Annotated in this window: 23 protein-coding genes and 1 tRNA gene; 10 read left to right on the top strand and 14 right to left on the bottom strand. The window is 64.5% G+C overall.

Features of this window, described 5'->3' with window-relative positions:
• The first annotated feature begins 7 nt into the window (after positions 1–7).
• Both BLT92_RS09215 and BLT92_RS09210 read left to right on the top strand, forming a co-directional pair.
• A complete protein-coding gene (locus BLT92_RS09215) occupies positions 8–547 on the top strand; it encodes a peptidylprolyl isomerase (protein WP_092105064.1) in 540 nt (179 codons plus the stop codon).
• Between the two features lie 74 nt (positions 548–621).
• Complete coding sequence (locus BLT92_RS09210; RefSeq protein ID WP_092105062.1) at positions 622–1,329, top strand: rhomboid family intramembrane serine protease; 708 nt, start codon at positions 622–624, stop codon at positions 1,327–1,329.
• Positions 1,330–1,838: 509 nt separating this feature from the next.
• On the opposite strand, the gene BLT92_RS09205 is transcribed toward BLT92_RS09210, so the two are convergent.
• Positions 1,839–2,612 carry a cell division protein CrgA gene (locus BLT92_RS09205; RefSeq protein WP_092105060.1) on the bottom strand — a complete coding sequence of 258 codons (774 nt, stop codon included), beginning with the start codon at positions 2,610–2,612 and terminating at the stop codon, positions 1,839–1,841.
• Positions 2,613–2,993: 381 nt separating this feature from the next.
• Between BLT92_RS09205 and BLT92_RS09200 the strand changes: the two genes are divergently transcribed.
• The 4 genes from BLT92_RS09200 (at position 2,994) to BLT92_RS09185 (ending at position 5,491) form a co-directional block, all read left to right on the top strand.
• Positions 2,994–3,995, top strand: coding sequence for a class E sortase (locus BLT92_RS09200; protein WP_092105058.1), 1,002 nt, complete (start codon positions 2,994–2,996; stop codon positions 3,993–3,995).
• 2 nt (positions 3,996–3,997) lie between these two features.
• Positions 3,998–4,171, top strand: a complete 174-nt coding sequence (locus BLT92_RS20610) for a hypothetical protein (protein WP_092105056.1) — start codon at positions 3,998–4,000, stop codon at positions 4,169–4,171.
• Positions 4,168–4,842 carry an anthranilate synthase component II gene (locus BLT92_RS09190; protein WP_092105054.1) on the top strand — a complete coding sequence of 225 codons (675 nt, stop codon included), beginning with the start codon at positions 4,168–4,170 and terminating at the stop codon, positions 4,840–4,842. Before BLT92_RS20610 ends, BLT92_RS09190 begins: the two co-directional genes overlap by 4 nt.
• Positions 4,843–4,978: 136 nt before the next feature.
• Positions 4,979–5,491, top strand: a complete 513-nt coding sequence (locus BLT92_RS09185; protein WP_092105052.1) for a GyrI-like domain-containing protein — start codon at positions 4,979–4,981, stop codon at positions 5,489–5,491.
• A gap of 78 nt (positions 5,492–5,569) precedes the next feature.
• Here the strand turns inward: BLT92_RS09185 and pknB are convergent, their stop codons facing one another.
• The 7 genes from pknB to BLT92_RS09150 form a co-directional block, all read right to left on the bottom strand.
• Positions 5,570–7,513, bottom strand: a complete 1,944-nt coding sequence (gene pknB, locus BLT92_RS09180; RefSeq protein ID WP_092105050.1) for a Stk1 family PASTA domain-containing Ser/Thr kinase — start codon at positions 7,511–7,513, stop codon at positions 5,570–5,572.
• 83 nt (positions 7,514–7,596) lie between these two features.
• Positions 7,597–9,441, bottom strand: a complete 1,845-nt coding sequence (locus BLT92_RS09175; RefSeq protein WP_092105048.1) for a protein kinase domain-containing protein — start codon at positions 9,439–9,441, stop codon at positions 7,597–7,599.
• Positions 9,438–10,907 carry a peptidoglycan D,D-transpeptidase FtsI family protein gene (locus BLT92_RS09170; RefSeq protein ID WP_092105047.1) on the bottom strand — a complete coding sequence of 490 codons (1,470 nt, stop codon included), beginning with the start codon at positions 10,905–10,907 and terminating at the stop codon, positions 9,438–9,440. The genes BLT92_RS09175 and BLT92_RS09170 overlap by 4 nt, the downstream gene beginning before the upstream one ends.
• Positions 10,904–12,448, bottom strand: coding sequence for an FtsW/RodA/SpoVE family cell cycle protein (locus BLT92_RS09165; RefSeq protein ID WP_092105045.1), 1,545 nt, complete (start codon positions 12,446–12,448; stop codon positions 10,904–10,906). The genes BLT92_RS09170 and BLT92_RS09165 overlap by 4 nt, the downstream gene beginning before the upstream one ends.
• Positions 12,448–13,902, bottom strand: a complete 1,455-nt coding sequence (locus BLT92_RS09160; protein WP_092105044.1) for a PP2C family protein-serine/threonine phosphatase — start codon at positions 13,900–13,902, stop codon at positions 12,448–12,450. The genes BLT92_RS09165 and BLT92_RS09160 overlap by 1 nt, the downstream gene beginning before the upstream one ends.
• Complete coding sequence (locus BLT92_RS09155) at positions 13,899–14,411, bottom strand: FHA domain-containing protein FhaB/FipA (protein WP_092105042.1); 513 nt, start codon at positions 14,409–14,411, stop codon at positions 13,899–13,901. Before BLT92_RS09155 ends, BLT92_RS09160 begins: the two co-directional genes overlap by 4 nt.
• The gene (locus BLT92_RS09150) at positions 14,408–15,268 is read right to left on the bottom strand and encodes an FHA domain-containing protein (RefSeq protein WP_092105041.1); all 861 of its coding nucleotides are present in this window, start codon (positions 15,266–15,268) and stop codon (positions 14,408–14,410) included. Before BLT92_RS09150 ends, BLT92_RS09155 begins: the two co-directional genes overlap by 4 nt.
• 398 nt (positions 15,269–15,666) lie before the next feature.
• Here BLT92_RS09150 and BLT92_RS09145 point away from each other — a divergent pair.
• Positions 15,667–15,750: transfer RNA gene (locus BLT92_RS09145), tRNA-Leu, on the top strand.
• Positions 15,751–15,818: 68 nt separating this feature from the next.
• Here the strand turns inward: BLT92_RS09145 and BLT92_RS09140 are convergent.
• On the bottom strand, positions 15,819–16,184 hold the full coding sequence (locus BLT92_RS09140) for a MerR family transcriptional regulator (protein ID WP_407922879.1): 366 nt from the start codon (positions 16,182–16,184) through the stop codon (positions 15,819–15,821).
• Between the two features lie 128 nt (positions 16,185–16,312).
• Between BLT92_RS09140 and BLT92_RS09135 the strand changes: the two genes are divergently transcribed.
• Positions 16,313–17,827, top strand: coding sequence for a SulP family inorganic anion transporter (locus BLT92_RS09135; RefSeq protein WP_092105037.1), 1,515 nt, complete (start codon positions 16,313–16,315; stop codon positions 17,825–17,827).
• On the opposite strand, the gene BLT92_RS09130 is transcribed toward BLT92_RS09135, so the two are convergent.
• The 5 genes from BLT92_RS09130 to BLT92_RS09110 form a co-directional block, all read right to left on the bottom strand.
• Positions 17,802–18,500 carry a cation efflux transmembrane domain-containing protein gene (locus BLT92_RS09130; protein WP_092105035.1) on the bottom strand — a complete coding sequence of 233 codons (699 nt, stop codon included), beginning with the start codon at positions 18,498–18,500 and terminating at the stop codon, positions 17,802–17,804. The genes BLT92_RS09135 and BLT92_RS09130 overlap by 26 nt on opposite strands.
• Entirely contained in the window at positions 18,497–18,880 is a 384-nt protein-coding gene (gene cmtR, locus BLT92_RS09125) for a Cd(II)/Pb(II)-sensing metalloregulatory transcriptional regulator CmtR (RefSeq protein ID WP_092105033.1), read from the bottom strand. Before cmtR ends, BLT92_RS09130 begins: the two co-directional genes overlap by 4 nt.
• 41 nt (positions 18,881–18,921) lie before the next feature.
• A complete protein-coding gene (locus BLT92_RS09120; RefSeq protein ID WP_197679692.1) occupies positions 18,922–20,187 on the bottom strand; it encodes an RNA polymerase sigma factor in 1,266 nt (421 codons plus the stop codon).
• 13 nt (positions 20,188–20,200) lie between these two features.
• A complete protein-coding gene (locus BLT92_RS09115; protein WP_092105031.1) occupies positions 20,201–20,581 on the bottom strand; it encodes a YciI family protein in 381 nt (126 codons plus the stop codon).
• Positions 20,582–20,748: 167 nt separating this feature from the next.
• Positions 20,749–21,234, bottom strand: coding sequence for an Lrp/AsnC family transcriptional regulator (locus BLT92_RS09110; protein WP_092105029.1), 486 nt, complete (start codon positions 21,232–21,234; stop codon positions 20,749–20,751).
• A 357-nt stretch (positions 21,235–21,591) separates the two neighbouring features.
• On the opposite strand from BLT92_RS09110, the gene BLT92_RS09105 reads away from it, so the two are divergent.
• Complete coding sequence (locus tag BLT92_RS09105; protein ID WP_092109039.1) at positions 21,592–23,985, top strand: transketolase-like TK C-terminal-containing protein; 2,394 nt, start codon at positions 21,592–21,594, stop codon at positions 23,983–23,985.
• A 62-nt stretch (positions 23,986–24,047) separates the two neighbouring features.
• A complete protein-coding gene (locus BLT92_RS09100; RefSeq protein ID WP_092105028.1) occupies positions 24,048–25,859 on the top strand; it encodes a bifunctional 3'-5' exonuclease/DNA polymerase in 1,812 nt (603 codons plus the stop codon).
• The last annotated feature ends 26 nt before the right edge of the window (positions 25,860–25,885 follow it).

Here is a 25,885-nt window from a genome sequence, read left to right as displayed (position 1 = left end):
TGCCCCTATGACTACAGCTTCTACGCACACAGCGATCCTGCACACCAACCACGGTGACATCACCATCAACCTCTTCGGCAACCACGCCCCGAAGACCGTTGCCAACTTCGTGGAACTGGCCAAGGGCGAGCGTGAGTTCACCGATCCTGCGACCGGCGAACCCACCAAGCGTCCGTTCTATGACGGCCTCAACTTCCACCGCATCATCTCGGACTTCATGATCCAGGGCGGCTGCCCGCTGGGCACCGGCACCGGCGGGCCCGGTTACACCTTCGACGATGAGATCCACCCGGAACTCCAGTTCGATCGCAAGTACCTGCTGGCCATGGCCAATGCCGGCAAGCAGATGGGACGCGGCACCAACGGTTCGCAGTTCTTCATCACGACCGCCGAAACACCGTGGCTCAACGGCAAGCACACCATCTTCGGCGAGGTCGCCGACGAGGCCTCGCAGAAGGTCGCCGACGACATCAACAATGTCCGCACCGCTGCCATGGACAAGCCGGTTGAACCAGTCGTCTTGGAATCGGTCGAAATCAGCGGCTGAAACCGATTCGCCGGTGAGCATGCAGGCTGACAGCAGTCAGTACGCGCACGCACTGAACTGAGTACCATGGTGTGATGGACACACCTCAGGAGGGCTCGGCACGGGAGACCGGCCGGGCCCTTTCTGTGTCTCCGCCGCTTGTCACCCGCACGATCATGATCCTCACGGGCGTGGTGTTCCTTGCCCAGCTGCTGCCTGGCCTGGATCTTGTCCACCGGCTCAGCTTCGTTCCCGCACTGGCACTGGAACAGCCGTGGCGGGTGCTGACTGTGGCGCTGGTGCACGAACAGCCGTCACCATTCCATCTCCTGGCCAATATGATCGGCCTGTTCTTCTTCGGATCATTCGTCGAGCGCGCCCTTGGCCACTGGCGCTTCCTCATCCTCTACCTGCTCGGGACGATCGGCGGATCGGCGATGGTCCTGGTCCTCGCGAAGCCCTTCTCTCTGGACTGGGTGACGAACAACATCGGTGCTTCCGGCGCGGTCTTCGCCATCATCGGAGTCCTCCTGGTGCCGACACGGAAGCTCGACCGCAACATCACCGGAGTCGTGCTCTTCGTCGCTCTCAACTTCGGCTACGGATTCCTCGTCGCAGGAGTGTCCTGGCAGGCCCACCTCGGCGGACTCATTGCGGGCTTCGCGCTGGGCTGCGGTGCTCTGTTGGTGCCGAAGAAGCAGTCGCTGTTGGTCTTTGGGCTTGCGACCCTCGGGCTGCTGCTGCTGATATTTGCCGCCGGTGCGTGGCGGATCAGCGATGCCTGGCAGATCGCCGCCATGTGATGCGCACCGATCACGGGCGTGTGGCGCGACAGATCTCCGCAATGGGGCGCGACTGCTCTCGACCATGTGGCGCGCACCGATCTCCGTACCGCTGGCCGCCATTCCAAGGACTCCAGCGACTCTCAGGCTTATATCAGACTTCGGCGGATAATGGGCACCTTCGATCCCTCAGATTAGTTGTCCACAGCCCTTATCCACATGGTGGATAACTTACATGCGTGTATTTACCCAGGTCACAGGCCCAAAATAAGTTATACACAAGCGACGCTCCCGGCTTGGGTATAACTTCGACCCTGTGGACAAGGTCACCGCGATGGCAATGGAACTGCCAGCAGCCGATGAACACCGCAGCTGCAGGTGGGACGCGCGAGTGACCGGCAGGTGGGTCGCGCGAGTACGCGTGGACACCGAATACGCCACCGAAAAACGGGCGCTGCGTCGACTATCGGGTTTTCACACCCGTGCGTCGACACAACGCCCGTTTTTCGAAGACTCCGTCTGCCTGCGGATTACCGCCAGCGGGTGGACATGATCAGCCCCGCCACGAAGAAGCCGAATCCGATGAGGATGTTCCAGTTGCCCCACGCCTCGACCGGGAAGGCTCCCTGCGAGACATAGAAGGTCACAAGCCAGATCAGGCCGATGAGCAAGAGACCGATGAGCACCGGCAGGAACCAGCTGGGGTTCGGCTTGATCGTCTGCTGACCGGACTGCGAGGTGTATGTGGCGGTCTTGCGGCCCTGAGGTCGCTTGGCCGGATTGCCTGAGCGTGAGGTGCGCTTGGCCGAGGACCCCTTGGCTGCAGATCCCTTGGCCGAAGAACTCTTGGCAGACCCACCCTTGGCGGTCTCGCTCTTCTTCGACGACTTGCTGTCTTTGTCGTCTTCGTCCTTGCTGGCCTTGTTTTTGCTGTCCTTGTTGGCTGCGGCGGTCTTCTCGGACTGTGCGGCCTTCTCAGCCTTCTCAGCCTTCTCAGACTCATCGGCGGCTTCGTCGGACTTGTCGTCGGAGTCAGCGTCGTCCGCCGTCTGTGCCTCAGCAGCGTCACCGTCAGAATCAGCAGCGCTGTCGTCAGCAACGACATCGGACTTGTCGTCACCGTCGTCCAGGTCGAGGAGGTCGCCCTCGAGGCTCTCGTCCTTCACAGCATCTGGCTGCTCGGACTGCGGATCCTCGACTGTCTCGACGTCGTCATTGGGCTGGGCCTTGGTTTCGACATCGGCCTTCGACGACTTGCGAGAAGTGCGCTGGGGGCGCTGGGTCCGTCCGTTGGACTTGGCCACGAGTACTCCTTATACGGCCGACCATTGCTGAGGCCACCGATTGAATGAATAGGGACAATCGCACATCAGTCTACTCGTGACATCCGGCAGTTTTAAAAACTCCAACTACCCTGAGAACGACCTGTTTGTGCAGTTTCATACGATAAAGTGCAATACGGTGTCCCCGCTTGCCCTCTGGGCGAGCCCCGGATTTGAAACAATAGGCACGGTGCAGCAGTGGTGAATAGTCCCTCCTCGGGTAACGAATCAGACGCGAACGCGTCCTCGCGACCCACTATTCGTCCTGCTCAGAGACAGAATTCCACGCACCACCCAGCCGACGAACGACACCTTTCTCAGGGCGGGTACGGCGGCCCCGACGCAGGCCCGTCCACTGAGCCCATGAGCACAGCATCCGATCAGCCACTTCCCAGCCGCCGTGAACTTCGACGCCGTGAAGCCGAAGCCGCCGCCGCAAACGGTGCCCCGACGGCCGTGTACTCCGATGCCCCACCCGTCCACCAGGACTCCACCCAGAGACTGCCGACGGTCAACAGCGAAGCGGACCCCCGCCTCGGCGCCCATGCGAGTGCGGCCGCTGCCGACAACGGCGGACAGCGCGATGGAGGTCGTCGCACAAATCGTCGCAGGCAGAAGCCGGAACGTGAACCGCTGGGTCCCGTTCGCGGCACCATCCGCACCTTCGGCGAACTCTGCATCACGGCCGGGATGGTCCTCATCCTGTTCGTGGTCTGGCAATTGTGGTGGACAGACATCGAAGCCAACCGCGACAACGAGCAGCTCGCCGACAAGCTGGCCGAAGACTGGTCGAACCAGGACCCCAACGAGCTTCCCGCCGACCCGGAGGAACCGGTCGTGGCGGATCCGGTGGAGAAGAACAACGCGTTCGGCATCTTCTACATTCCGCGCTTCGGCGACGACTACTATCGCACGGTCGCCGAGGGCGTCGATCTCGAACCCGTCCTCAACCGGATGGGCGTGGGCCGGTACCCGAACTCGGCGATGCCCGGCGAGGTGGGCAACTTCTCGGTCGCCGGCCACCGCGTCACCTATGGAAAGCCGTTCAACCAGATCGCGCAGCTGCGCCCTGGTGATGAGATCATCGTCCAGACCAAGGACGGCTTCTACACGTACACGTTCCGCAACTTCGACATCATCCTCCCCGATGCCGTCGAGGTTCTCGCGCCGGTCCCCAACGAACCCGAATTCAAGGGCAAGGACCGGATTCTCACGATGACGGCCTGCAATCCGATGTTCTCGGCCAGGGAGCGCTACATCGCCTACGCCGAGCTCACCGAATGGACCCCGGCCGCAGACGGTGCACCGGAGTCCATCAAGGATTCGAAAGCCTACGACAAGGTCAGCAAGAATGGTGGTGCCTGAGAATGTATGGTCTGATCTGGCGACTGCTTCCCGGCAATTGGTTCGTCAAACTCATCTTCGCCCTCATCCTCATCGCGGCCGTGGTGCTGCTGCTCATGCAGTACGTCTTCCCGGTCGTCGCCCCTTACATGCCCTTCAACAACGCAACTGTGACTGATGGAAACGGTGGCCAATGACAAAGATCCTCGTCGTCGACAACTACGACAGCTTCGTCTACACGCTCGTGTCCTACGTCCGTGAGCTCGGAGCGCAGACGCAGGTCATCCGCAATGACGATATGTCCGCCGAGGCTGTCGTGGCCCTGGCGGCCGACTTCGACGGTGTCCTCCTGTCCCCAGGTCCGGGTGTGCCGGCTGAGTCGGGAGTGTGCCCGGATCTCATCTCCTGGGCTGAGACGTCCGGAACCCCGGTGTTCGGCGTCTGCCTGGGCCATCAGGCTCTCGGCGAGGTCTTCGGCGCCACGGTGACCCATTCGCCGGTGCTCATGCACGGCAAGACCTCGGTCATCACCCATGACAGCCAGGGCATCTTCTTCGGCTGTAAGAACCCTCTGACCGTGACCCGCTACCACTCGCTGGCGATCGTCGACGAGACCATCGACGGCGAGAAGTTCATCGTCACGGCCCGCACCGAGGACGGTGTCGTCATGGCGATCGAACATCGTGAGCAGCCGTTGTTCGGAGTCCAGTTCCACCCGGAGTCGGTGCTCACCGAATGCGGCTACCTGATGCTGGGCAATTGGCTCGAGGTCTGCGGAATCGAAGGCGCCGCCTCGCAGGCTGCGACGATGTCTCCGATGGCCTCGGCGATCGCGGCGAAGTCCGTCCCGGCCGGCTCCTCGGCTTAGGCCCTTCCGACAGGACCCTCTCACATATTAGGATCGTGACACACTAAGCGATCCAGGCCCGCGAAGCACCGACGAGGCACCCCGAAATCCCGCCGAGGCGGCTGTGGGCGGGCAGGCGGAACCGAGAGGACCACTGATGTCAGAGTCGAGTTTCATCCGGACCGAACCATTCACCGAGCTCACCGTGCTCGAAGCCTCCCAGATACCCACGGCCGTCGTGGAGGCCAGGAACGTGTCGATGGAGGATCTTCCCGCACTCTTCGACAGGACATTCTCGGGGCTGTTCCCGGCCCTGGCCGAGGCGGAGAAGGAGATCGCGGCTCCCGCGTTCGCGTTGTACACGCGCCCGCCCAGCGTCACTGTCGACTTGGAGATTGGCCTGCCGCTCACATCAGGGCTGACGCGGGCTCTGCCTCTGGGCGAGGGCCTCATTGCGATCCCGTCTCAGCTGCCAGGAGGATCGATCGCGGCTCGGTCCCACCTCGGCGGCTACGACGGCCTGGCAGAGGCATGGGCAGCGTTCCTGAACGAGGCCGTCGACGCCGGCCACCACCCGGGCCTGCCGTACTTCGAGGTCTACGTGACCGAGCCGAACCCCGACATGGACCCGGCAGACCTGCGCACGGACTTGTTCTTCACCCTGTCCTGAGGACTCACTCTGCCATGAGGGCGCCGTTGACCGGTTCCCGGCTCCGCTCGTGGCTCAGTTGGTGACTGAGCTGGTGACTCAGCTGGCGTCGGAGTAGCCGTTGAACCAGCTGTCTCCGCCGCCGATGGCGTTGTCGTCGTCCCGGCCGTTGTTATTTCCGTTGTTTCCGTTATTACCGCCGTTGCCGCCGTTGCCGCCGTTGCCGCCGTTGCCGTTGGCATTGCCGTTGTCGTCGCTGCCGCCGTCATCACTCGGTGAGGTGGGTATTCCTCCTGGCACCGACGGGATGGACGGGGAGGGCTCCGGCGGCTTCTTGGCCACCATGATGGTGATCTCCGAGCGCTGTTTGACGTCGCTGCCGCCGGCCGATGACTGTTCGAAGACCTTCTTCGCTTCCTCATCGGCAGTCTCGACCTCTTCGGTCTTGCACTTGAGCTGGTAGTCGTCGCCTTCGAGGATCTTGCAGGCTTCCTTCGCGGTTTTGCCTGTCACGTCGGGGACTTCGACCATTCCCGAGGACACGACGAGGTCGACGTTCGAGTCCACATCAACCTCGGAGCCGCTGCCCGGCTTCGTCTCGATGACGACGCCCTTTTCCACGTCCGGAGAGTTCTGGGAGATGTGCGTGCCCGCCTGGAGCTTGCCGTCATTGAGGATCTTGCGGGCGTCCTCCTCTGCTTTACCGGAGACATCAGGTACCTTGACGCTCTCGGGGCCGGAGGAGATGATCAGCTTGACGACGCTGTCCTGCTCCACCCGTTGACCGCCGGCAGGGTCGGTCTTGATGGCTTTGCCCTCGTCGACGTCGTCGCTGTACGCCTCATCTCGGTCGACTCTTAAGCCCTGTTGGATGAGGGCGGATTCCGCCTCGTTGGCGTCCATGTTGGCCACGTCCGTGACCTCGACCTGGATGATGTCCGGTGGTTTGTTGATCTCGTAGACCCACAGTGCGATGGCGGCCAGAGCCAAGAGTACGAAGATGCTGCCGATCCAGATCCAGGCGCGCGACCGCCTCGGCGGCGGTGCTTCGTCCTGCTTGGCCATGATCGTCGATACGGCACCCGTTTCGGGGTCCACCTCGGGATCCTGGGCGTACTGCGGGGGACCCATCATGGCCCCGGCCATCGGGAACGCCTGAGTGCGATCCGCGTCCTCGTCGAAGCTCAGGGGTCGAGCGTCACGGGCCGCGAGGACGTCCTCGCGGAAGATGTAGGCATCTTGGTAGCGCTCATCGCGATCCTTGAGCAGAGCGTGCATGAGGAGCCGGTCGACCTCGGGGGGAACGTTGGAATTGTAGAAGCTCGGCGGCTGCGGCGTCTCACCCACATGCTGATATGCGACGGCCAACTGCGAATCGCCGACGAACGGAGGTCTGCCGACGAGGAGTTCGTAGAGCAGGCAGGCGGTCGAGTACAGGTCGGAACGAGCGTCGACGACCTCACCGCGGGCCTGTTCGGGGGACAGGTACTGGGCGGTGCCCACGACCGACTGCGTCTGCGTCAGACCGCTGTTGTCCTTGAGCGCCCGCGCGATGCCGAAGTCCATGACCTTGATATCGCCCTCGGGGGTGAGCATGACGTTGGCGGGCTTGATGTCGCGGTGGACGATGCCGTTGCGGTGAGAGTACTCGAGCGGAGCGAGCACACCGGCGACGACGTTGAGTGCCTCATCGATGGTCAGGGTGCCGTGTTCGTTGAGCACCTCGCGCAGGGTCTGGCCCTCGACGTATTCCATGACGATGAAGGGCACGGAGACGGTGGAGCCACCGGTCTCGACGAAGTCCTCTTCACCCGAGTCGTAGACGGCGACGATGCCCGGATGGTTCAGCCCTGCCGCGGATTGAGCCTCGCGCTTGAGGCGGGTGTGGAACGAGGGATCACGAGCGAGATCGGACCGCAGAAGCTTGATCGCAACGCGACGACCCAATCGGTTGTCGACGCCCTCATGGACTTCTGCCATGCCCCCACGGCCGAGGAGCGCACGAACTTCGTACCGCCCCGACAGCACCTTGGGTTCATTCATTCTGGTCCTCCGCTTGGTTCACCCACGTCGTGGGAAAGTACTCCGCATGTCAAGTAGATTACTCGTCTTCTCAGCGCATGATGTCAGCCAAAGATCCCCTCGTCCAAGTTCTCGCCTGCACCCGGATCGCTGCCGCCGCCGGTTGGGTTATCTCCACCGCCGTCGGAGTCCGACGCGGTATCGCTTCCGCTGTTCGAGGAGCTGTTCGAGGTGGAGTCGCTGTTCGAGTTCGAACCGCTGTCCTGGTCTGAGCCGTTCGGATCGCTGTTCGAGCTGGAGTCGCTGCCTGGATCGCTGGACGAGGTATCGCCGGAATCGCTGCCCGAACCGTTGTCGGCATCCGCAGTTCCGGTGTCGTTCGAATTGCTGTTTTCATCGCTCGACGAACTCTCGTTGCCGTCGTCGGTGCTCGCCCCGTTGTCACCGCTGGTCTCTGACGGAGACGGAGTGTTGGAGGGCTCCGGCTCCTCGGTTTCCACCGGCTCTTCGGCCGGGCCCGTGGAGATGTAGAGCGTGACCGTGTCGCCCTCTTCGAAGGTGTAGCCATTGTCGCCTTCGCCCACATCGGCGACCGTGCCCGCAGCGCGGGAGGACTCGATGTTGCGGGTATCGGCCTCGAGACCCTGCTGCTCAAGGTTCTGAACCGCGGAGGATTCGGTGAGTCCGATGTAGTCGTTCTTATCGATCTCAACCGTCTGCGCCGTCTCTGAGGTCGTGGCCTGGCTGGAGGTCGGTGACGGTTCGGGTTCGCCGCTGCCTCCGCCGAGGAAGAACCACAGCAGAGAGCCGACGGCGATGAGTGCGATGATCGCTAAGATCCAGATGAGGGCGCGGCCCTTCTTCGACTGCTTCTCGTCGAGATCCTTGTCCTCCGCATTCTCCGCATCCAGCTCGCTGCCGTCGGCGGCACCCGCGGCACCGGCCGCTCCGGCACCGGCCACACCTGCGGCTGCGGCCCCCGGGTAGACACGAGTCTCGTCGTTCGACGCCGTGACGGGCATCGCCTTGGTCGTCGGCACGGGTTCGGGATTGTTGAAGACCTGGGTCAGCGCCTCGGAGGCGGCATTGCCCAAACGCATCTGCGGCAGGATCTCTTCGGCACCGGCCACATCGCCGGCGGACAGCGCATCGGCCGCTCGAGACACAGCCACGGCATCCGAAGGCCTGCGGTCGGGCTTCTTCTCGAGCAGGCAGTCGACGAGGCGGCGCAGCGGTTCAGAGACCGTGTCCGGCAGCGGCGGATGCTGCTGGTTGACCTGGGCGATGGCGATCGCGACCTGCGAGTCCCCGGTGAACGGGCGCTGCCCCGCCAGTGCCTCATAGGCGATGATACCCAAGGCATAGAGATCGGAGCCGGGTCCCGAGCCCTTGCCGGTGGCCTGCTCGGGCGCCAGGTACTGGGCGGTGCCCATGACCTGCCCGGTCTTCGTCAGAGGAGCCTGATCCGTGACGCGGGCGATGCCGAAGTCCGTGATCTTGACCCGGAAGTCGGGGGTCATGAGGATGTTGCCGGGTTTGACGTCACGGTGGATGACCCCGGCCTTGTGCGCCGCCCCCAGCGCCTGCGCGGACTGGGAGACGATGCTCAGCGTATCCGCCTCGGACAGGGGTGCGCTGCGTTCGATGATCGCCGACAGCGCCTCACCGGGGACGTACTCCATGACGAGATAGGGAGAGCCCTCTTCGTCGCCGTAGTCGAAGACGCCGGCGATCCCGGGATCGGAGACGCGACCCATGTTCTGCGCCTCGGCACGGAACCGGGCGAGGAAGGTAGAGTCGGAGAGGTACTCGTCCTTGAGGATCTTGGCCGCGACTTCACGGCCGAGCACGGAGTCCTCGCCCTTCCAGACCTCACCCATGCCGCCGACGGCGATGCGAGAGGTGAGCTTGTATCGGTTTCCCAACAGGGTGCCTTCGACGGGTCTCATTTTTCGACCACCGCTTCCATCATGTTCTTGGCGATCGGTCCTGCGACCGTCGCTCCATAAGCTTCGTTGCCCGCGTTTCCGCCGTTCTCCACGACGACCGCAACTGCGACCTTCGGATCATCGGCCGGGGCGAATGAAATGAACCAGGCGTGCGGAGCCGCACCCGGGCCATGCTGTGCGGTGCCGGTCTTCGCGGCGACCTTCGTACCGTCCATCTTGGCCACCGAGGCAGTCCCGTCCTCGACCACGCCTTCCATCATCGTGGTCAGCTGGTCGGCGGTCTTGCCCGAGACGGGGCGCGACTTCTCTTGCGGACGGTTCTCCTTGATGGGCTCAAGCGTGTTCGCATTGAGGACCCGATCGACGAGCTGCGGCTTCATCATCTTTCCGCCGTTCGCGATCCCCGCCGTCATCATCGCCATCTGCATCGGCGTGGACCGGACCTCGTACTGACCCAGCGAGGACTGCGCCAGCTGGGGCGGGTTGAGATCCTCGGGGAACGAGGACGGGCTGACCTTGAGCGGAATCTCCATCTCCTGGCCGAACCCGAATTTCTGCGCCTGTTCCTGAATCGCATCCTCACCCAGGTCCATGCCCAGCGAGGCGAAGGAGGTGTTGCAGGATTCGGCCAGCGAATCCGCCAGGGAGGGGTTTCCGCCGTTGCGGCAGGCACCCGGATGGGAATTGCTGATCGTCGACGTCGTCTGCGGCAGGTCGAGCTCCGCCGGACCGTTCAGGGTCGAGTCGGGCTGGTAGTCGCCGGACTCCAGGGCGGCCGCGGCCACGAGGACCTTGAACGTCGAGCCAGGCGGGTAGAGGTTGCCGCCGATGGCCCGGTTGTAGGCCGGATTGTCTTCGGCATTGTTGAGCTTCTCGAAGGCAGCCTGAGCCTCGCCCGCGTCGTGGCTGGCGATGGGATTGGGATCCCAGCCCGGCGTCGAGGCCATGGCGAGGACCTTGCCGGTCTTCGGATCGATCGCGACGGCAGCACCGTTCTGATTGCCCAAACCGTCCCACGCGGCCTGCTGGACCTCCGGGTCGATCGTGAGCTCCACGGCCGCTCCGCGCGGCTGCTCGCCGGTGAAGAGGCTGCCGACCTTGTCGTAGAACAGGGCATCGGAGTCGCCGGAGAGGTAGTCCCCGGTCGCCCGCTCCAAGCCGGAGGCCCCCGAGACGATGGAGTAGTACCCGGTCATCGAGGCATAGGCGCGGGGGTTGAGCCCCTCCGAACCGTATTTGCGCTGGTACTTGTACTTGTCGTCGACGGGTTCGGAGTACGCGATCTTCTCACCGTCTACGAGGATCGGCCCGCGATCACGCGCCAGCTGGTCGAGGATGCGACGGTTGTTGAGCGGGTTGTTGTTCAAGGAGTCGGCGGTGACGAACTGCACCCAGCTGGTGGAGCCGAACAGAAGCGCGAACATGACGAACCCGACGACGGAGATGTGTGTCAGTGACTTCTTCATCGTTCACCTCCGGTCGTGCCCAGATTGGTTGTGGGGGCCTCATCGGGCCCGGTGGAATCGAGATCGGCCGCGCCGAGGTTGGTCGTCGGCGCTTCGTCTGAGCCCTCGACACCACGTTTCGTGTCGTTGTGGTTCCCGGCTTCCCGCGCCGAGGCGGTGCGCTCGTCCGGGTCCTCCGTGATCTTGAGGACACCGGTGTGGAACTCTTCTACCGGTCGCCTCGCATTGTCGGAGATGCGCAGGAGCAGGGCGATGATCATCCAGTTCGCGATCAGTGAGGACCCGCCCTGGGCCAGGAACGGCGTGGTCAGACCCGTGAGTGGGATGAGGCGGGTGACGCCGCCGACGACGACGAAGACCTGCAGGGCGATCGTGAAGCTCAGCCCGGTGGCCAGCAGTGTGCCGAAGCCGTCGCGCAGCTGCTGGGCAGTCTTGATGCCGCGCTGGAAGATGAACAGGTAGCAGAGCAGGATGACGAAGAGTCCCGCCATGCCCAGTTCCTCGCCGAGGCTGGCATAGATGAAGTCGGATTCTGCGTAGGGGACCATATTGGGTCGGCCCTCGCCGAGCCCGGTCCCGGTCAGCCCACCGTTGGACATGCCGAACAGGCCCTGGACCAGCTGGTACGAACCACCAGGGGATTTGTTGTATTCCTCGGCGGTGAGCGCATTGAGCCAACCGGAGACACGCTGCTGGACGTGGGAGAAGAGAAAGGTCGCGGCGACGGCGCCGGCGGCGAAGAAGCCGAGGCCGAGGATGATCCAGGAGACCTTGCTGGTCGCAACGTAGAGCATAGCCACGAACAGGCCGAAGAACAGCAACGAGGTGCCCAGGTCCTTCTCGAAGACGAGGATGCCGACGCTGGCCACCCAGGCGATGACGATGGGTCCGAAGTCACGCAGACGCGGGAACCGGATGCCGAGGATCTTCGGCCCGGCCAGGACCAATTGGTCACGGTAGGACACGAGGTAGCCGGCGAAGAAGATGGCCAGCAGGATCTTCGCGATCTCACCGGGCTGGAAGGACATCGAACCGACGCCGATCCAGATGCGCGCACCGTTGACCGTCCTGCCGAGGCCCGGAATCAGTGGGAGGAGGAGGAAGATGAGCGCAGCGAACCCGGAGACGAAGGTGTAGCGGCGCAGCCACCTGTGGTCGCCCAGGAAGATGATGATGCCCACGGCCAGGGCCACGCCCAGCGTCATCCAGATCAGCTGTGACACTCCGCTGTTCTGGTACTCGTCCCGGCCGAGGTCGACCCGGTAGATCATCGCCAGGCCCAGGCCGTTGAGCAGGACCGCGATCGGGACGAGGACGGGGTCGGCGTATTTGGCCTTCCACCACACGACGACGTGGATGATGAGGCCGAGTGCGGCCAACCATGCCGCGTACTGGTAGACATTGGCGGGGATCGTGTCCTCGACGCCGAGTCCTACGAGGGCATAGGCGCTGGTGGCCACGGCGATGGCGAGGATGAGCAGGCCGAGTTCAGCCAAGCGATAAGGCCGTGGCCGCGCGGCTTGATTGGGGTTCTCGGACATCACTGAGACTCCTCAGTGATGGCATCACTGGGATCGACTGTTCGAGAGCTCGGCGGCGATGGCGCGGGATCGCTGGGACTCGTGGCGTCCTGGACATTGCCCGAGACTCCGCCCGACCGCTCGGCTTCCTGGCGCAGGTTCTCGATGATGCGATCGGCTTCGTCACGGGAATCGGCCTGGATGGAGCTGCGCAGACGGTCCTGCGAGAAGCTGTTGAGGGTGCCGACTTCGATGTCGGTGGTGTCCTCGAGCTGGCTGAGTTCGATGGGCCCCAGAGTCGTGTCGAGGCCTCGGTAGAGGGTGACTTTCCCGTCGAGGTTCGTCAGGTAGTAGTGGTTGTTCATGTAGTTGTAGGCGAAGATTCCGCCCACGGCGATCGCGATGATGACGATGGCGGCGATGATCCACCCCAGGTAGGACCGTTTTTCGACCTCGTCGTCGTCAGCGTCGAGGTCATCCTCCTCTGTGGGTTGGTCCCTGTCGGATGTCTCCGTGGCCGTGCGCTGTGAGGGTGGGATCACCTCGGCGGTGGGCTCCTGCTTGTCGGAGTCGGACACCGCCTGCAGGGGCACGGTGTCGGTGGGGAGGTCACCGTCACCGTAATGGGGCTGTGTCTCGGCGGGGGCCTCCTCAGCGTCGGTGTTCGTGCCGATCGCCGCGTACTGGGGGTTGACGTGGACGGAGCCGACCGAGTTGCCCTGCACGGTGTCGACGGTGCCCTCGAGCACGTCGCCGATGACGACGGTGACGTTGTCGGCACCGCCCCCGGCCAGGGCCAGGTCGATGAGTTGGCGGCAGCACTCATCGGGGTCGGAGACGTCGGTGAGGAGGCGTGCGATGTCGTCGACGTCGGCGAAGCCGGTCAGCCCGTCCGAGCAGAGCATCCAGCGATCGCCGACGTGGGCTTCGCGGAGGGTGAGGTCGAGATCGGGGGAGGCGCCGACGTCGCCGAGGACCTTCATGACGACCGACCGCTGTGGGTGGGTCTCCGCCTCATCAGGGGTGATGCGGCCTTCGTCGACGAGCATCTGGACGAAGGTGTGATCGTGGGTGACGGTCTGCAGTTCGCCGTCGCGCAGCACGTAGCCGCGGGAGTCGCCGATGTGGGCTAGGGCGAAGCGATTGCCCGGAGCCCGCAGCAGGGCGGTGACGGTCGTGCCCATGCCGGCGAGTTCGGGCTGTTCGGCGACACCGCGGCAGATGCGGTCGTTGGCCTCGAGGATCGAGGTGCGCAGGATCTCCAGAGCGTCCTCGCCGCTGGGTTCACGATCGAGGTCGGCCAGGCGGGAGACCGTGATCGCCGAGGCGACGTCACCGCCTGCGTGACCGCCCATTCCGTCAGCGATGAGCAAGAAATTCGGACCCGCATAGCCGGAATCCTGGTTGTTCTTACGCACCAGCCCGGTGTGAGACCGGGCTGCTGAGCGGAGGGTGATCGTACCTTCGGTCGTCACGATTGGGTCTCCAGCGTCGTATGGCCGATGGTGATCTGGGTGCCGATCCGCAGGCTGATCGGCGAATGCATGGGCGAGCCGTCGACGATCGTGCCGTTCGTCGACCCGAGGTCCTCGAGGACCCAGGAGCCGTTGGCGGCCACGATTCGCGCATGGTGGCTGGAGGCGAAGTCATCGCTGATGACGATCGTGTTGTCCGGCGCGCGCCCGAAGGTCACGGGTGCCCCGGAGAGAGTGACCAACGTTCCGGCCAAGGGCCCGGCGGTGACCCGGACGGAGCCCGGATGAGCCTGTGGCCGTGCTGGAGCGGGCGCCGGTGCTGGCGTCGGTCTGCTCGGTGCCGGCGTCGGAGCCGCGTTACGGGAGGCCTTGCCGCCTCGGCGGGATTTCCGGGGCCCTTTCTTGGGGCCGAAGATGTCGCGGCGCAGCACTCCGGCGACGCCGAAAACGAAGAGCCAGAGGATGATGAAGAAGGCGAACCGGAAGACGGTGACGGTGAACTCGCTCACTGGGCATCCTGCTCGATCTGGTGGTAGCGGACTTCTGCGTCTCCGGCCATAAGGACGTCACCGTCGGAGAGGTTCGCCGAGGTGAGCTTGCGTCCGCGCAGAAGGGTTCCGTTGGTCGATCCGAGGTCGCCCGCGACCGCATGATCGCGTTCGACGGTGATCTCGAAGTGCCGACGGGAGACGCCGGGGTCGTCGATGACGTAGTCGGAGCTGGACGAGGAACGGCCGAAGACGTTCGTGCCCTGACGCAGGTCGTAGGTCTGTCCGTGGATGATCACGCTCGCGGCGATCGTACGGGCTCGGGCTGGAGTCGCCTGTCGCACCGGAGCCGACGGCGGTCTGCTCGCGGCTGCCGGTTCGGGAGTGCGTCTGGGAGGAACCGGACGGGATCCGGAGTTCGCCTGTCCTTCGCCCACGATGTTGTGTGAACGCGAGACCGGATCGTAGCCGACGCGGTTGGCGGGTTGGGCTGCGGGAGATCCATCGGGTCGTTGAGTGCTGGAGACGACACGGTACATCCCGGTGTCGAGGTCGTCGGCTTCGACGAATTCGACGGAGACGGGACCGACGAAGCTGTAGGCCTGCTCGACCGCGTGATCGCCGATGACCTGTCGCAGGTCGGAGCGGAGTTCGTTCTCGAGGCCCGAGAGACGGTCGAAGTCCGTGGGAGAGAGCTCGATGCTGTAGTGGTTGGCGGTCAGTGTTCGTCCGCGCGAGACCACTGCGGCCTTGTTATCGGCTTCGCGTCGCAGAGAGCCGGCCAGTTCGACCGGTTCCACCTGTGAGCGGAACGCTTTGGCGAAGGCGCCGTTGACGACATTCTCCAATCCCTTCTCGAAACGATCGAGAATCCCCATGGCACCTCCTCATCCAGGTGTCGTGCGCGTGACGAACCGTTCGCCACCAGCCCGGACTGTGTGTCCGAGCGGGTCTGTCTCGGTGCATCCGGCCCCGGAAAAGGACACCGAGACGGAGACACCAACACCCAATCCTAACGCGGTGAAGCTCTCAACTCACGTCACTGGGCATTTCGGGGCCGAGGTCTGTTCGGATTCCCGGCAGTCGTCCAGCTTAGGCAGGAGGGCTGAGTACTCCATGAGCCTCTCACGAGCACTGATGTCATGGGAAATGAGTGGCGAGTCACGAAAGTGGGCGGCAGTGAAGACAAGGAATGTGAACGTCGACACGTTTCGGGCGTTTCCGATCGTCTCGGTTTTATGATTGCCGGTTGCGATGCTAGAGTTTTCTCTTGTTCGCGCGAGTGGCGGAATTGGTAGACGCGCTGGCTTCAGGTGCCAGTGATCGCAAGGTCGTGGGGGTTCAAGTCCCCCCTCGCGCACAGCGGACAACAGCCCTTCACCGGGACCCTTCGGGGCCAAGGTGGAGGGCTGTTTCGTGTCCGGAGAGTCAGACCTTGCGCAGGCGCATAATCAGCTCATCTGCGGCTGAGAGCTGGCGGTCGAGCTTCTCGCGGCGCTGCTGTGCATCTGTGAGGAACGAATTCAGAGTTGCCCGCGCTCCGGCGTCATCGGGATCACCGGCGAGCACATCCGCCGCCGCCAGCACCTCACCCATCTGCTCCAATGAGAAGCCCAGGGGCTTCATCCGACGCACCAGGAGCAGGTGTTCGACATCTGTCTCCGTGTAGAGCCGGAAGCCGCCGGACGTCCGGTCGCTCGGCGACGCCAAACCGATCTCGTCGTAGTGACGCAGAGTCCGCAGCGATAGTCCGGTGCGGTCGGCGACCTCGCCGATGTGGATGGTTGCTGCCACTTTCACACTCCTCGATTGGCCCTCAACCCTACCGTAACGGTAGGTTTGTCGGAGGACGTGCTTCTCGTCCGCCTCGGCGCGCTCGTGCCACCGTCAATCAGCATTCTCTCACTCCGCCTGGAGGTCGCATGTCCGTGCAAATGCGCGAAAAGGACCGCTACCGTCCACGACCGACCGTCATGGACGCGCTGCGTTACCCGAAGCTGTTCACGAAGGAGACCCTCGCCGGAATCGTCGTGGGTCTCGCTCTCATCCCCGAAGCCATCGCCTTCGCCCTCGCCGCCGGCGTTCCCGCAGAGGTCGGCCTGTTCTCCGCCATCGTGATGGCCATCTCCATCTCCTTCCTCGGCGGGCGTCCCGCGATGATCACCGGTGCGACCGCCGCCGTCGCTCTCGTCGTCAAGCCGGTCGCCGAGCAGTACAACGTCGACTACCTGATCGCGGCGGTCATCCTGGGCGGCATCTTCCAGGTGATCCTCGGCGCCTTGGGCGTGGGAAAGCTGATGCGCTTCATCCCGCGCAGCGTGATGGTCGGCTTCGTCAACGCGCTGGCGATTCTCATCGCGCTTGCCCAGCTCGAGCATTTCAAGGGCGCCTCGTGGATGATGTATCCCATGATTGCGGTCAGCCTGGTGATTCTGTGGCTGTTCCCGAAGCTGACCAAGGCCATTCCTGCTCCATTGGTCGTCGTCATCGTGATGACTATGGTGGTCTGGCTGTTCGGATTCGATGTCAAGGACGTCGCGGCACTCAGCGGTGAGGAGGGACTGCCCGGTGCCCCTCCGCTGCCCTTCTTCCCGGATGTGCCGCTCACCGTCGAGACTCTGCAGATCATCGCTCCCTACGCGCTCGGTGTGGCAGCGGTCGGGCTGATGGAGTCGCTGATGACTGCGAAGCTCGTCGACGAGATCACCGACACGCACTCCAGCAAGACACGCGAGGCCATGGGCCAGGGCGGTGCGAACATCCTGTCCGGGCTGTTCGGCGGTATGGGCGGATGCGCCATGATCGGTCAGACCATGATCAACGTGCGCGCCTCCGGTGCCCGCACCCGCGTGTCGACCTTCATGGCAGGGGTGTTTCTGCTCATCATGGTCTGGTTCCTCGGGCCGATCATGAATCTGATCCCGATCGGTGCGCTTGTGGCGATCATGTTCATGGTCGCTTTCCTCACCCTCGACTGGCACTCGATCGCGCCCTCGACGCTCAAGCGGATGCCCAAGAGCGAGACGATCGTCATGCTCGTTACGGTGATCCCGGTGCTGATCACCCACAATCTCTCCATCGGAGTCATCATCGGTGTCTTCGTCGCGGCGATCCTCTTCGTCCGTCGCGTCGCACACTTCACCTCCGTCTCCCGCACGCTCAGCTCCGACGGGAAGACGGCGCATTATTCGGTCGACGGCGAGTTGTTCTTCGCGTCATCGAACGACCTCACGACGCAGTTCGAATACGCAGATGACCCGGAGAAAGTCATCATCGACATGTCGAAGTCCCACGTCTGGGACGCCTCGACGGTCGCGGCGCTCGACGGGATCGAGCAGAAGTTCCGCGAACACGAATCCGACGTGGAGATCGTCGGATTCAATGACGCCAGCAGTGACTTCCACGGGCGGCTCACGGGGAATCTTCCCTCGCACTGATATCGGTGCCGCAGCAGTCGTCGATCTCGCGCTCACCCGTGAGGGCAGATAATGGAGTGGCGCAGCAGGCGTCGCCTCGCCAGGCTTCGATGCCCTCCCTGGTGGCGAAGACGGCGATGACGAGTGCGGCAACGGAGTCCGCCCATGCCCACCCGAGGATGCTGTTGAGCAGCAATCCTGCCAACAGGGCGGCGGAGAGATACGTGCAGATCAGGGTCTGTTTGGAATCTGCGACCGCCGAGGCGGACCCGAGTTCGCGACCCGTGCGACGTTCGAACCAGCTGAGGAAGGGCATGACGAGAAGACTCAGGGCGGCGATGACGATGCCGACGGTGGAATGTTCCGGATCGCGCAGGCCGGCCAGGGAAGCGATCGCATCGACGCTGACGTAGATCGCGAGGGCGAAGAAGGACACGGCGATCACGCGCAGGGCTGATTTCTCTCTCCGCTCGGGATCGGGCGCAGCGAACTGCCAGGCCACGGCTGCTGCAGAGAGGACCTCGACGATTGAGTCGAGGCCGAAGCCGATCAGGGCCGCCGACGAGGCAGCCCCGCCTGCAATGAGGGCCACGATGGCTTCGATGACATTCCAAGTGATGGTGATCGCCACGACGATCCTGATACGGCGACGCAGGATCAGGACGCGCGGTGGTGCTGTCGCTGAAGCGTTCATGCGGTGGTCGTCCCGGCGTTGGCATCGACGGGTGCGGTCTCGCAGCATCCGGGCACGGTGCAGGAAGGGTTGAGGCAGGGAGCATTCTCATCGACGGCGAGTGTGACATCGAGCAGGGAACTCAGTGCCGCGCTGATGTGAGGATCGGAGATCTCGTACCTGGTCTGGCGACCTTCTGCTTCGGCGACGACGATCCCGCATCCGCGCAGACAGGTGAGATGGTTCGAGACGTTCGTGCGAGTCAGACCCAGGTCACGGGCGAGCTGTGCCGGGTATCCGGGAGACTCCAGCAGGGAGAGCAGAATTCGTGAGCGAGTCGCATCGGCCATGGCGCGACCCAGACGGTTCATCACGTCGACGCGAGAAGCAATAGTCAGCATATACTGACTATACAGTGGTCGCTGACCTATTGAAACAGTGCTCAGTGAGAGTGCGGAGCAAGGAGTTGGGACTGAGCCTCGAGGTAGGCACGCTCGGCAGGGTCGGTAGTCAGCTCGATGGCGCGGCGATAGGCGAGGTGGGCCTCCTGCGTTCTCTTGGATCGGGTGAGAAGGTGCGCGCGCAGTGCCCAAGCGGGCTGGAATGCCGCGAGGCGTCCGGTGAAGGAGCCGCTCAGTCCGTCGAGCTCGCCAAGACCCGCCTCGGGGCCGTCGATCTCTGCGATGACCGCGGCCCTCGAGACAGCCCCGCCGAGGCTGGGCGCGATCTCCTCCAGATCGTCGTGGAGTCGCAGCAGCATCGGCCAATCGGTGCTTCCGCTTCGGACGCCGGACATGTGGAGGATCTGGATCGCCGCCTGCAACCCGTAGCGACCGATTTCGCCGCTGCTGTGCACACGGCGCAGATGGTGCTCCCCGCGGGCGGTGAGAGTGGCGTCCCAGTCGTCGGGATCCTGCTCGCCGAGGGGAACGAAGACCCCGGATCGGCTGCGGCGGGCCGGGAACCTGGCGGCAGATAGGTGGATGAGGGCGGCGAGTCCATGCGTCTCGCCATCGGAGGGGCAGAGTTCGGTCAGCAGGCGTGAGAGATAGAGGGTCTCGCCGATGGTGCCATCGCGTGGTTCGCTCGCCGCATGCACCCAGTCGATGGCGAAGGCACCGTAGATCGCCTCATGGATGCTGGGAAGACGAGCCTCGAGCTCAGAGGGGTCCGGCAGGCCGAATCCGATGCCCAAGGACGCGATGCGCTTCTTCGCCCGAGTCAGCCGCGCAGCGACCGTCGCGGCAGGCAGTGCCATGCCGGCGGCGATTTGCTTGCCGGTCATGCCCATGACCGCAGAGAGCATGAGCAGCGGCCTGACGCCCGGGTCGATGTCCGGATGAGCGCACGCGCCCAACAGCTCGAGGCGACGATCGGGCAGGGCATCCGGCTCCGGTGATACATCCGTCGCCTCATGGACTTCGGGGTCCAAGGCTGCCGAGGTGCGGGCTGCGGCCGATTTCCACACGTCGCGTCGTGCATTGAGGGCAACCCGGTAGAGCCACCCTTCGGGGTTGTCCGGCACCCCCTGCTCCTGCCACACGCGAACTGCGCTTTCGAGGGCCGAGCTCAGGGCATCCTCGGCGCCGGCCAAGTCCCCGTCGGTGACAGCTATGAGGGCGATGATCCGCCCCCAGCCGTCTTGGGAGACGACCATCGCCTGCTCGATCGGGTCAATCGCGTCAATCGGGTCGGTCGGTTCGGTCATCGGGGCCCCTGATTCAGGGCTGCACCCAGTGGCCGTCTATATAGGAGACCGCCGCTGCTCGGACCTCGACGACTCCGTAGCTCGTCCCGGGGAACTTCTCCGCCCAGGCCAGAGCCGCGTCTCTGCTCACGACGTCGATGACGAAGACTCCGGCGAGGGCTTCCTTTGTTGCGGCGAAGGGGCCGTCCTCGATGACGACGGAGCCACCTCGGCGGGTGACGGTGGTTGTCGCCTGCTGCGGTTCGAGCATCTCTGCGGCGATGAAGACGCCTGCCGAATAGAGGGCGTCGGCGTAGTCGGACATCAGCTTCTGCATCTCGGCCATCACCTCGGCCGAGGGATGGGGGCCGCCTTCTTGGGGTTCGGGGGCGTGGAAGACCAGTGAGTAGCGCATGATGGAACTCCGTTCATCTCAGGTGCGATCGCGTTTCGGTCGCTCATCATTGAGACGACCGAGTGCACGTCGATTCGACACGTCTGAGAACAATTATTGCCGGAATTCGTCGAAGTGGGTGAGATTTGCCCCGTCGGTGTGCGACGTTCACCGGCTGCGGGAGAGCCTCAGCGCTTCGTAATGGTGCGGCGCAGCAGCGGAGTCACCCGATATTCCACCATCTGCTTCATCGACACCAGCGTACGTGTGCGTTTGACGCCGGGGATCGACAGAATCCGCCCGGCGATGCGGTACAGGTCATCGGTGTCCCGGGCGACGACCTGGATCATGGTATCCGCTGTGCCCGAGACCCCGATGACCTCGAGGACCTCCGGGATCCGGGCGAGCTCGGCGCCCACCTGGTCGAGCTTGCGCTGCTTGAGGTTCGCCAGGACGTGCGCCCTGAGGGGGTAGCCGAGGCCTGCGGTGTCGACTCGGTGGTCGAACGAATGCAGGCCCTCGTCCTCCAGACGTGTGAGTCGCGCCTGAGCGGTGTTCCTCGCTACCTGCAGTCGTTGGGCAAGGCCGGCGATCGTGGATCGCGGCTGCCGCACGAGCTCGAGCAGGATGCGAGCATCGAGGGCATCGGCGATCCTGCGTGTCTTCTCGCTCATTGTCTGTGACCCCCATTACATGCTCGAAACGTTCAGCACAGTCTACTGTCGGAGCGTCGAGAATGAGCAATCTGCTCAATCTCAAAACTGACTATTGAGCATTTCGGTCAACCACGGTGGAATGGCTTCACCGTCGATCATCAACGTGAGCGACGTCAGGTTCGACATATCCCGTCGGAGACCTACTGGGCGATCCCGCTCACCGGGGGCGGGTGCACTGAGCTCACCGGCTCAGCGCACCCGCCGCAGATATGGATCCATACGCACACGTCGAACGCACGCTTCGGGAGGACAACCGTGACCATCAATACAGAATCAGACGTCAGCACGGGCACAGGCGCCAGTGCGGATGAGGGCTTGGACGCCGCACCGTTCGCAGGCGACACCTCACCATTCGGGGCCGCGGCATCTCAAGCTTCGACGTTCGAGCCCCTCGATGAGATCCACGATCGGATTCTGTGGCTGTCGACCTCGATCATCCACCATGCCAATCGCGTCCGTCCCAACCGCAGCGGGCTCAAGGTCGGCGGGCACCAGGCCTCATGTGCCTCGATCGCCTCCATCATGACCGCTCTGTGGTTCCACGAACTGCGGGCAGAGGACCGGGTGAGCATCAAACCGCATGCCAGCCCCGTCTGGCACGCCATCAACTACCTCTTCGGTGAACTCGACGAAGCGGACATGACCTCCCTGAGGGCCTTCGGTGGTCTGCAGAGCTACCCGAGTCGCACCAAGGACCCGGTGCCGGCCGACTACTCCACCGGTTCCGTCGGCATCGGCGCCACGGCACCCATCTGGGGCTCGATCGCCCGACGATACGTCGACTCGAGCCTCAAGCCCATCGGCCTCGGGCGGCAGTACTCCCTGGTCGGGGATGCGGAACTCGATGAAGGTGCCGTATGGGAAGCTGTCATCGACCCCGACGTCAAACACCTCGGCGAGATCGTCTGGATCGTCGACCTCAACCGACAGTCGCTGGATCGGGTGATTCCCGACATCGCCGCCGGTCGCATCGAAGCGATGTTCGACGCCGCCGGTTGGCAGGTGATCACCGTGAAGTTCGGACGCCTGCTCGAAAACCTCTTCGCCGGTCCTGGCGGGCCTGAGCTGAGACAGCGGATACTGACGATGTCGAACCCCGAATACCAGCGCCTGCTGCGCTGCTCCGCAGCTGAGCTACGGGAGCGACTGCCCGGCGACGGGGAGGACGCGGCGATCCTGCGGGATCTGGTGGGCGGTCTCGATGACGCAACGCTGACGGATGCGATCAGGAACCTCGGCGGGCATGACATTGAGGCCCTGCTCGATGCCTTTGCGCGGATCGACGATTCGAAGCCGACCGCGGTCATCGCATACACGATCAAGGGGTTCGGGCTGCCGAGCTCGGGGCATCCGCAGAACCACTCGGCGCTGATCAGTGACGAGGAGTACGCGGCTCTGGCGCGGCGCAGCAATCAGGATACGCAGGCACCGTGGACACGGTTCGACCAGGATTCTGCCGCCGGGCGGATCATCGACGCGAGTGCGAAGCGGTTGGCACGTCCGGAGTTCCCTCCGGTTGCCGAAACCGAGCTGCCGCGCGACCTCGAGAGGGCGCACAAGGGCACCTCGTCATCGCAGGCGGCGCTGGGACGCGTGCTCATGGATCTCAGCCGGCAGTCACCGGAGACGGCCCGACGGGTGGTGACGGTCAGTCCCGATGTGTCATCGACGACCAACCTCGGCGGGTGGGTCAACAAGGTCGGAGTGTGGAGCTCCGAGGCCGGCCGCAACTGGTTCGCCGACGACGCCGAGACGATCCTGCAGTGGAACGAATCGGCCCAGGGTCAGCACATGGAACTGGGCATCGCCGAGACCAACCTGGTCGGACTGCTCGGGGAACTCGGCGCGACATGGAGTCGGTGGGGAGAGCCGCTCTTCCCGATCGGCGTGATGTATGACCCCTTCGTCAATCGTGCCCTCGAACCGTGGATGTTCGGCATGTACGCCGGCGGGCAGTCGATCCTCGTGGGCACTCCCTCCGGCGTGTCCCTGGCACCCGAAGGAGGCGCGCACCAGTCGATCACGACTCCCTCGACGGGCATGGAAGTGCCGGGACTCGTGACCTACGAACCTGCGTTCGCGCAGGACGTGGAGTGGACCCTGCTCCACTCTCTCACCCGCTTGGGCAGGCCCGATGGCGAGTCGGCCTACCTCCGACTGTCGACCCGGGCTGTCGACCAGTCTTTGGCCGATGTGCCCACGGATTCGGTCGCACGTCAGCGTCGCCGGGAGCAGGTCATCGCCGGTGGATTCAGGCTGCGAGCGACCAAGCGACCCCGAGTCCAGCTTGTGGGAATGGGTGCCATGATGACGGAAGTCCTGGCTGCCGCGGATCGGCTGGACGCTATGGGTGTGGACGCCGATGTCGTGTGTGTGACCAGCCCCGGTCTGCTCTACCGGGCTCTGCGGGCCTCACAGGGATCCAGGCGGTCCGGGAGTGCAGCTGTTGCTGCGGGCCCTGCAACCGGTCCGGGATCCGAGTGGATCCTCGATCAGGTGTTCCCCGCCGAGCGCGCCGTGCCGATGGTCACGGTCCTCGATGGGCACCCGCACACCCTGTCGTTCCTCGCCACGATCAACAAGGTCGACCATGTTGCGCTCGGCGTGAGCAGCTTCGGGCAGTCCGGCGACATCGACGACGTCTATCGCTATCACGGGATCGACACCGACTCGATCGTGTACGCCGCCCTCGACGCGAGCCGGAGCTAGGGTCTCGCGTCGAGGTCTCGGGGGAGAGCGGCCGTGTCCACCCCTCGCAGTACTGTTGGGGTATGACCAACCCTCCCGCCGCCATGCCAGCGTGGTGCGTGATCGGGCGAGCTCCCGACGCTGACCTCGGCGGAGTGCGGGGTATGGGGTCCAAGATCGCCGTCGTCGACCTCGACGGTGCCCGCACACGGATCGGCAGCCACCACCTCGACGTGGATGAGCTGCCCGCATTCGTCCGTGAGCGCGAAGCACAGAGCCGCCCGAGGTGGGTCTTCAGTGACACTCCGAACTGGTACCCGGCCCTGCTGGCCGCCGGTGTGCGCATCGAGCGGTGCTCTGACCTGCGGCTGACCCATGCGATCCTGATGCGCTCGGAGCTCGTGGCCGACCGCAGCGCCGTCGCCGAGGCTGATCAGTGGGACGCGGATCCTGTGAGTGCACCGGCCGCGCCCGAGGCGGAGGCTCTCTTCGAGGTCACCGAACGACGAAGCCACATCAAGCAGGTCCCGCACGACATCGAGTCCGCGCTCGCCGAATTCGCACGCCAGTCGACGGCACTCGAGTCCGCATCCGATCCGGGGCGACTGCGACTGTTGCTCGCCGCGGAATCCGCCGGTGGACTCGTCGCCGCAGAGATGCAGGCGGCCGGGGTGCCCTGGGACGTCGACGAACACGATCGCATCCTCGCCGAGGAGCTCGGGCCCCGGCCGATGGGGGACGCGAAGCCTGCCAAGATGCTCGCCGTGGCCGATCAGGTCCGGGCCGCTCTCGATGACCCGCGAGCCAATCTCGACTCCCACATCAAGCTCCTCCATTCCCTGCACAGCGCCGGAATCAACGTCGCCTCGACCTCGAAATGGGAGCTGGCCGAGAGCGATCACCCGGCCATCGCGCCCCTGCTGGAGTACAAGAAGCAGTCACGTCTGCTTGCGGCCAACGGCTGGCATTGGCTCGACGAATGGGTCAGCGAGGGCCGCTACCGTCCCGTCTACGTCCCCGGAGGAGTCGTCACCGGACGGTGGGCGGCCAGCGGCGGAGGTGCGCTCCAGATTCCGCGCCAACTGCGACCTGCCCTGCGGGCGGACCCCGGCTGGCGGCTGATCTCGGCCGATGTCGCCCAGTTGGAACCACGCGCGCTCGCCGCCATGTCCGGCGACCGAGCCATGGCCGAAGCCGGACGAGGCCGTGACCTCTACTCGGGTCTCGTCGACGAAGGCATCGTCGCCACCCGGCAGGAGGCGAAGATCGCCGTGCTCGGGGCCATGTACGGATCCACGACCGGCGACAGCGGGAGACTCGTGCCCCGCCTGCGCACCAGTTTCCCCGCCGCAATGGGTCTCGTCGATTCCGCCGCCGAGGTGGGGGCCGCCGGAGGTCTCGTGTCCACCTGGCTGGGCCGGACGTCACCGGTGCCCAGCCAGGGGTGGCGCCGACTTCAGTCCGCGTCGAACCAGTTCGACGCCACGCCGGCAGACGAGAACCGGGCCCGTCGTGCCGCGGGTGATCAGGGACGATTCACCCGCAACTTCGTCGTCCAAGGGACCGCCGCCGAATGGGCACTGGCCTGGTTGGCCGACCTGAGACTGCGGCTGGCTCGATTGCCGGGAGTCGATGAGGGGAACCCGGGAGCCACCTCGGCGGGGGAGGTCACGGGGCACATGGCCACCGCATCGGGGCCGGTATTCTCTCGGCGGGCTCACCTGGTGTTCTTCCTCCACGATGAGGTCATCGTGCACGCGCCGGCCCAGCACGCCGAGGCTGCGGCGGCCGCGATCAGGGACGCGGCCGCCTCGGCGGGGAAGCTCCTGTTCGGCGATGCACCGGTCGACTTCCCGCTCGACCTCACGATCTCAGAGCGGGCGGCGAAGGGATAACAGCGAAGGGATAGCGGGCGGTCCGG

The organism is Brevibacterium picturae (genome assembly GCF_900105045.1).
GTDB lineage: Bacteria > Actinomycetota > Actinomycetes > Actinomycetales > Brevibacteriaceae > Brevibacterium > Brevibacterium picturae.
Note: the sequence above shows the minus strand (reverse complement) of the source record. Positions and strands in the feature narration are given on the sequence as shown.

Excerpts from the sequence above, each read along its gene's own strand:
- BLT92_RS20610 (WP_092105056.1), top strand. The coding sequence starts at position 3,998 with ATGTATGGTCTGATCTGGCGACTGCTTCCCGGCAATTGGTTCGTCAAA.
- BLT92_RS09100 (WP_092105028.1), top strand. The coding sequence starts at position 24,048 with ATGACCAACCCTCCCGCCGCCATGCCAGCGTGGTGCGTGATCGGGCGA.
- BLT92_RS09210 (WP_092105062.1), top strand. The coding sequence starts at position 622 with ATGGACACACCTCAGGAGGGCTCGGCACGGGAGACCGGCCGGGCCCTT.
- BLT92_RS09150 (WP_092105041.1), bottom strand. The coding sequence starts at position 15,268 with ATGGGGATTCTCGATCGTTTCGAGAAGGGATTGGAGAATGTCGTCAAC.
- BLT92_RS09190 (WP_092105054.1), top strand. The coding sequence starts at position 4,168 with ATGACAAAGATCCTCGTCGTCGACAACTACGACAGCTTCGTCTACACG.
- pknB (WP_092105050.1), bottom strand. The coding sequence starts at position 7,513 with ATGAATGAACCCAAGGTGCTGTCGGGGCGGTACGAAGTTCGTGCGCTC.
- BLT92_RS09110 (WP_092105029.1), bottom strand. The coding sequence starts at position 21,234 with ATGAGCGAGAAGACACGCAGGATCGCCGATGCCCTCGATGCTCGCATC.
- BLT92_RS09165 (WP_092105045.1), bottom strand. The coding sequence starts at position 12,448 with ATGTCCGAGAACCCCAATCAAGCCGCGCGGCCACGGCCTTATCGCTTG.
- BLT92_RS09170 (WP_092105047.1), bottom strand. The coding sequence starts at position 10,907 with ATGAAGAAGTCACTGACACACATCTCCGTCGTCGGGTTCGTCATGTTC.
- BLT92_RS09130 (WP_092105035.1), bottom strand. The coding sequence starts at position 18,500 with ATGAACGCTTCAGCGACAGCACCACCGCGCGTCCTGATCCTGCGTCGC.
- BLT92_RS09120 (WP_197679692.1), bottom strand. The coding sequence starts at position 20,187 with ATGACCGAACCGACCGACCCGATTGACGCGATTGACCCGATCGAGCAG.
- BLT92_RS09185 (WP_092105052.1), top strand. The coding sequence starts at position 4,979 with ATGTCAGAGTCGAGTTTCATCCGGACCGAACCATTCACCGAGCTCACC.
- BLT92_RS09115 (WP_092105031.1), bottom strand. The coding sequence starts at position 20,581 with ATGCGCTACTCACTGGTCTTCCACGCCCCCGAACCCCAAGAAGGCGGC.
- BLT92_RS09215 (WP_092105064.1), top strand. The coding sequence starts at position 8 with ATGACTACAGCTTCTACGCACACAGCGATCCTGCACACCAACCACGGT.
- BLT92_RS09175 (WP_092105048.1), bottom strand. The coding sequence starts at position 9,441 with ATGAGACCCGTCGAAGGCACCCTGTTGGGAAACCGATACAAGCTCACC.
- BLT92_RS09135 (WP_092105037.1), top strand. The coding sequence starts at position 16,313 with ATGTCCGTGCAAATGCGCGAAAAGGACCGCTACCGTCCACGACCGACC.
- BLT92_RS09200 (WP_092105058.1), top strand. The coding sequence starts at position 2,994 with ATGAGCACAGCATCCGATCAGCCACTTCCCAGCCGCCGTGAACTTCGA.
- cmtR (WP_092105033.1), bottom strand. The coding sequence starts at position 18,880 with ATGCTGACTATTGCTTCTCGCGTCGACGTGATGAACCGTCTGGGTCGC.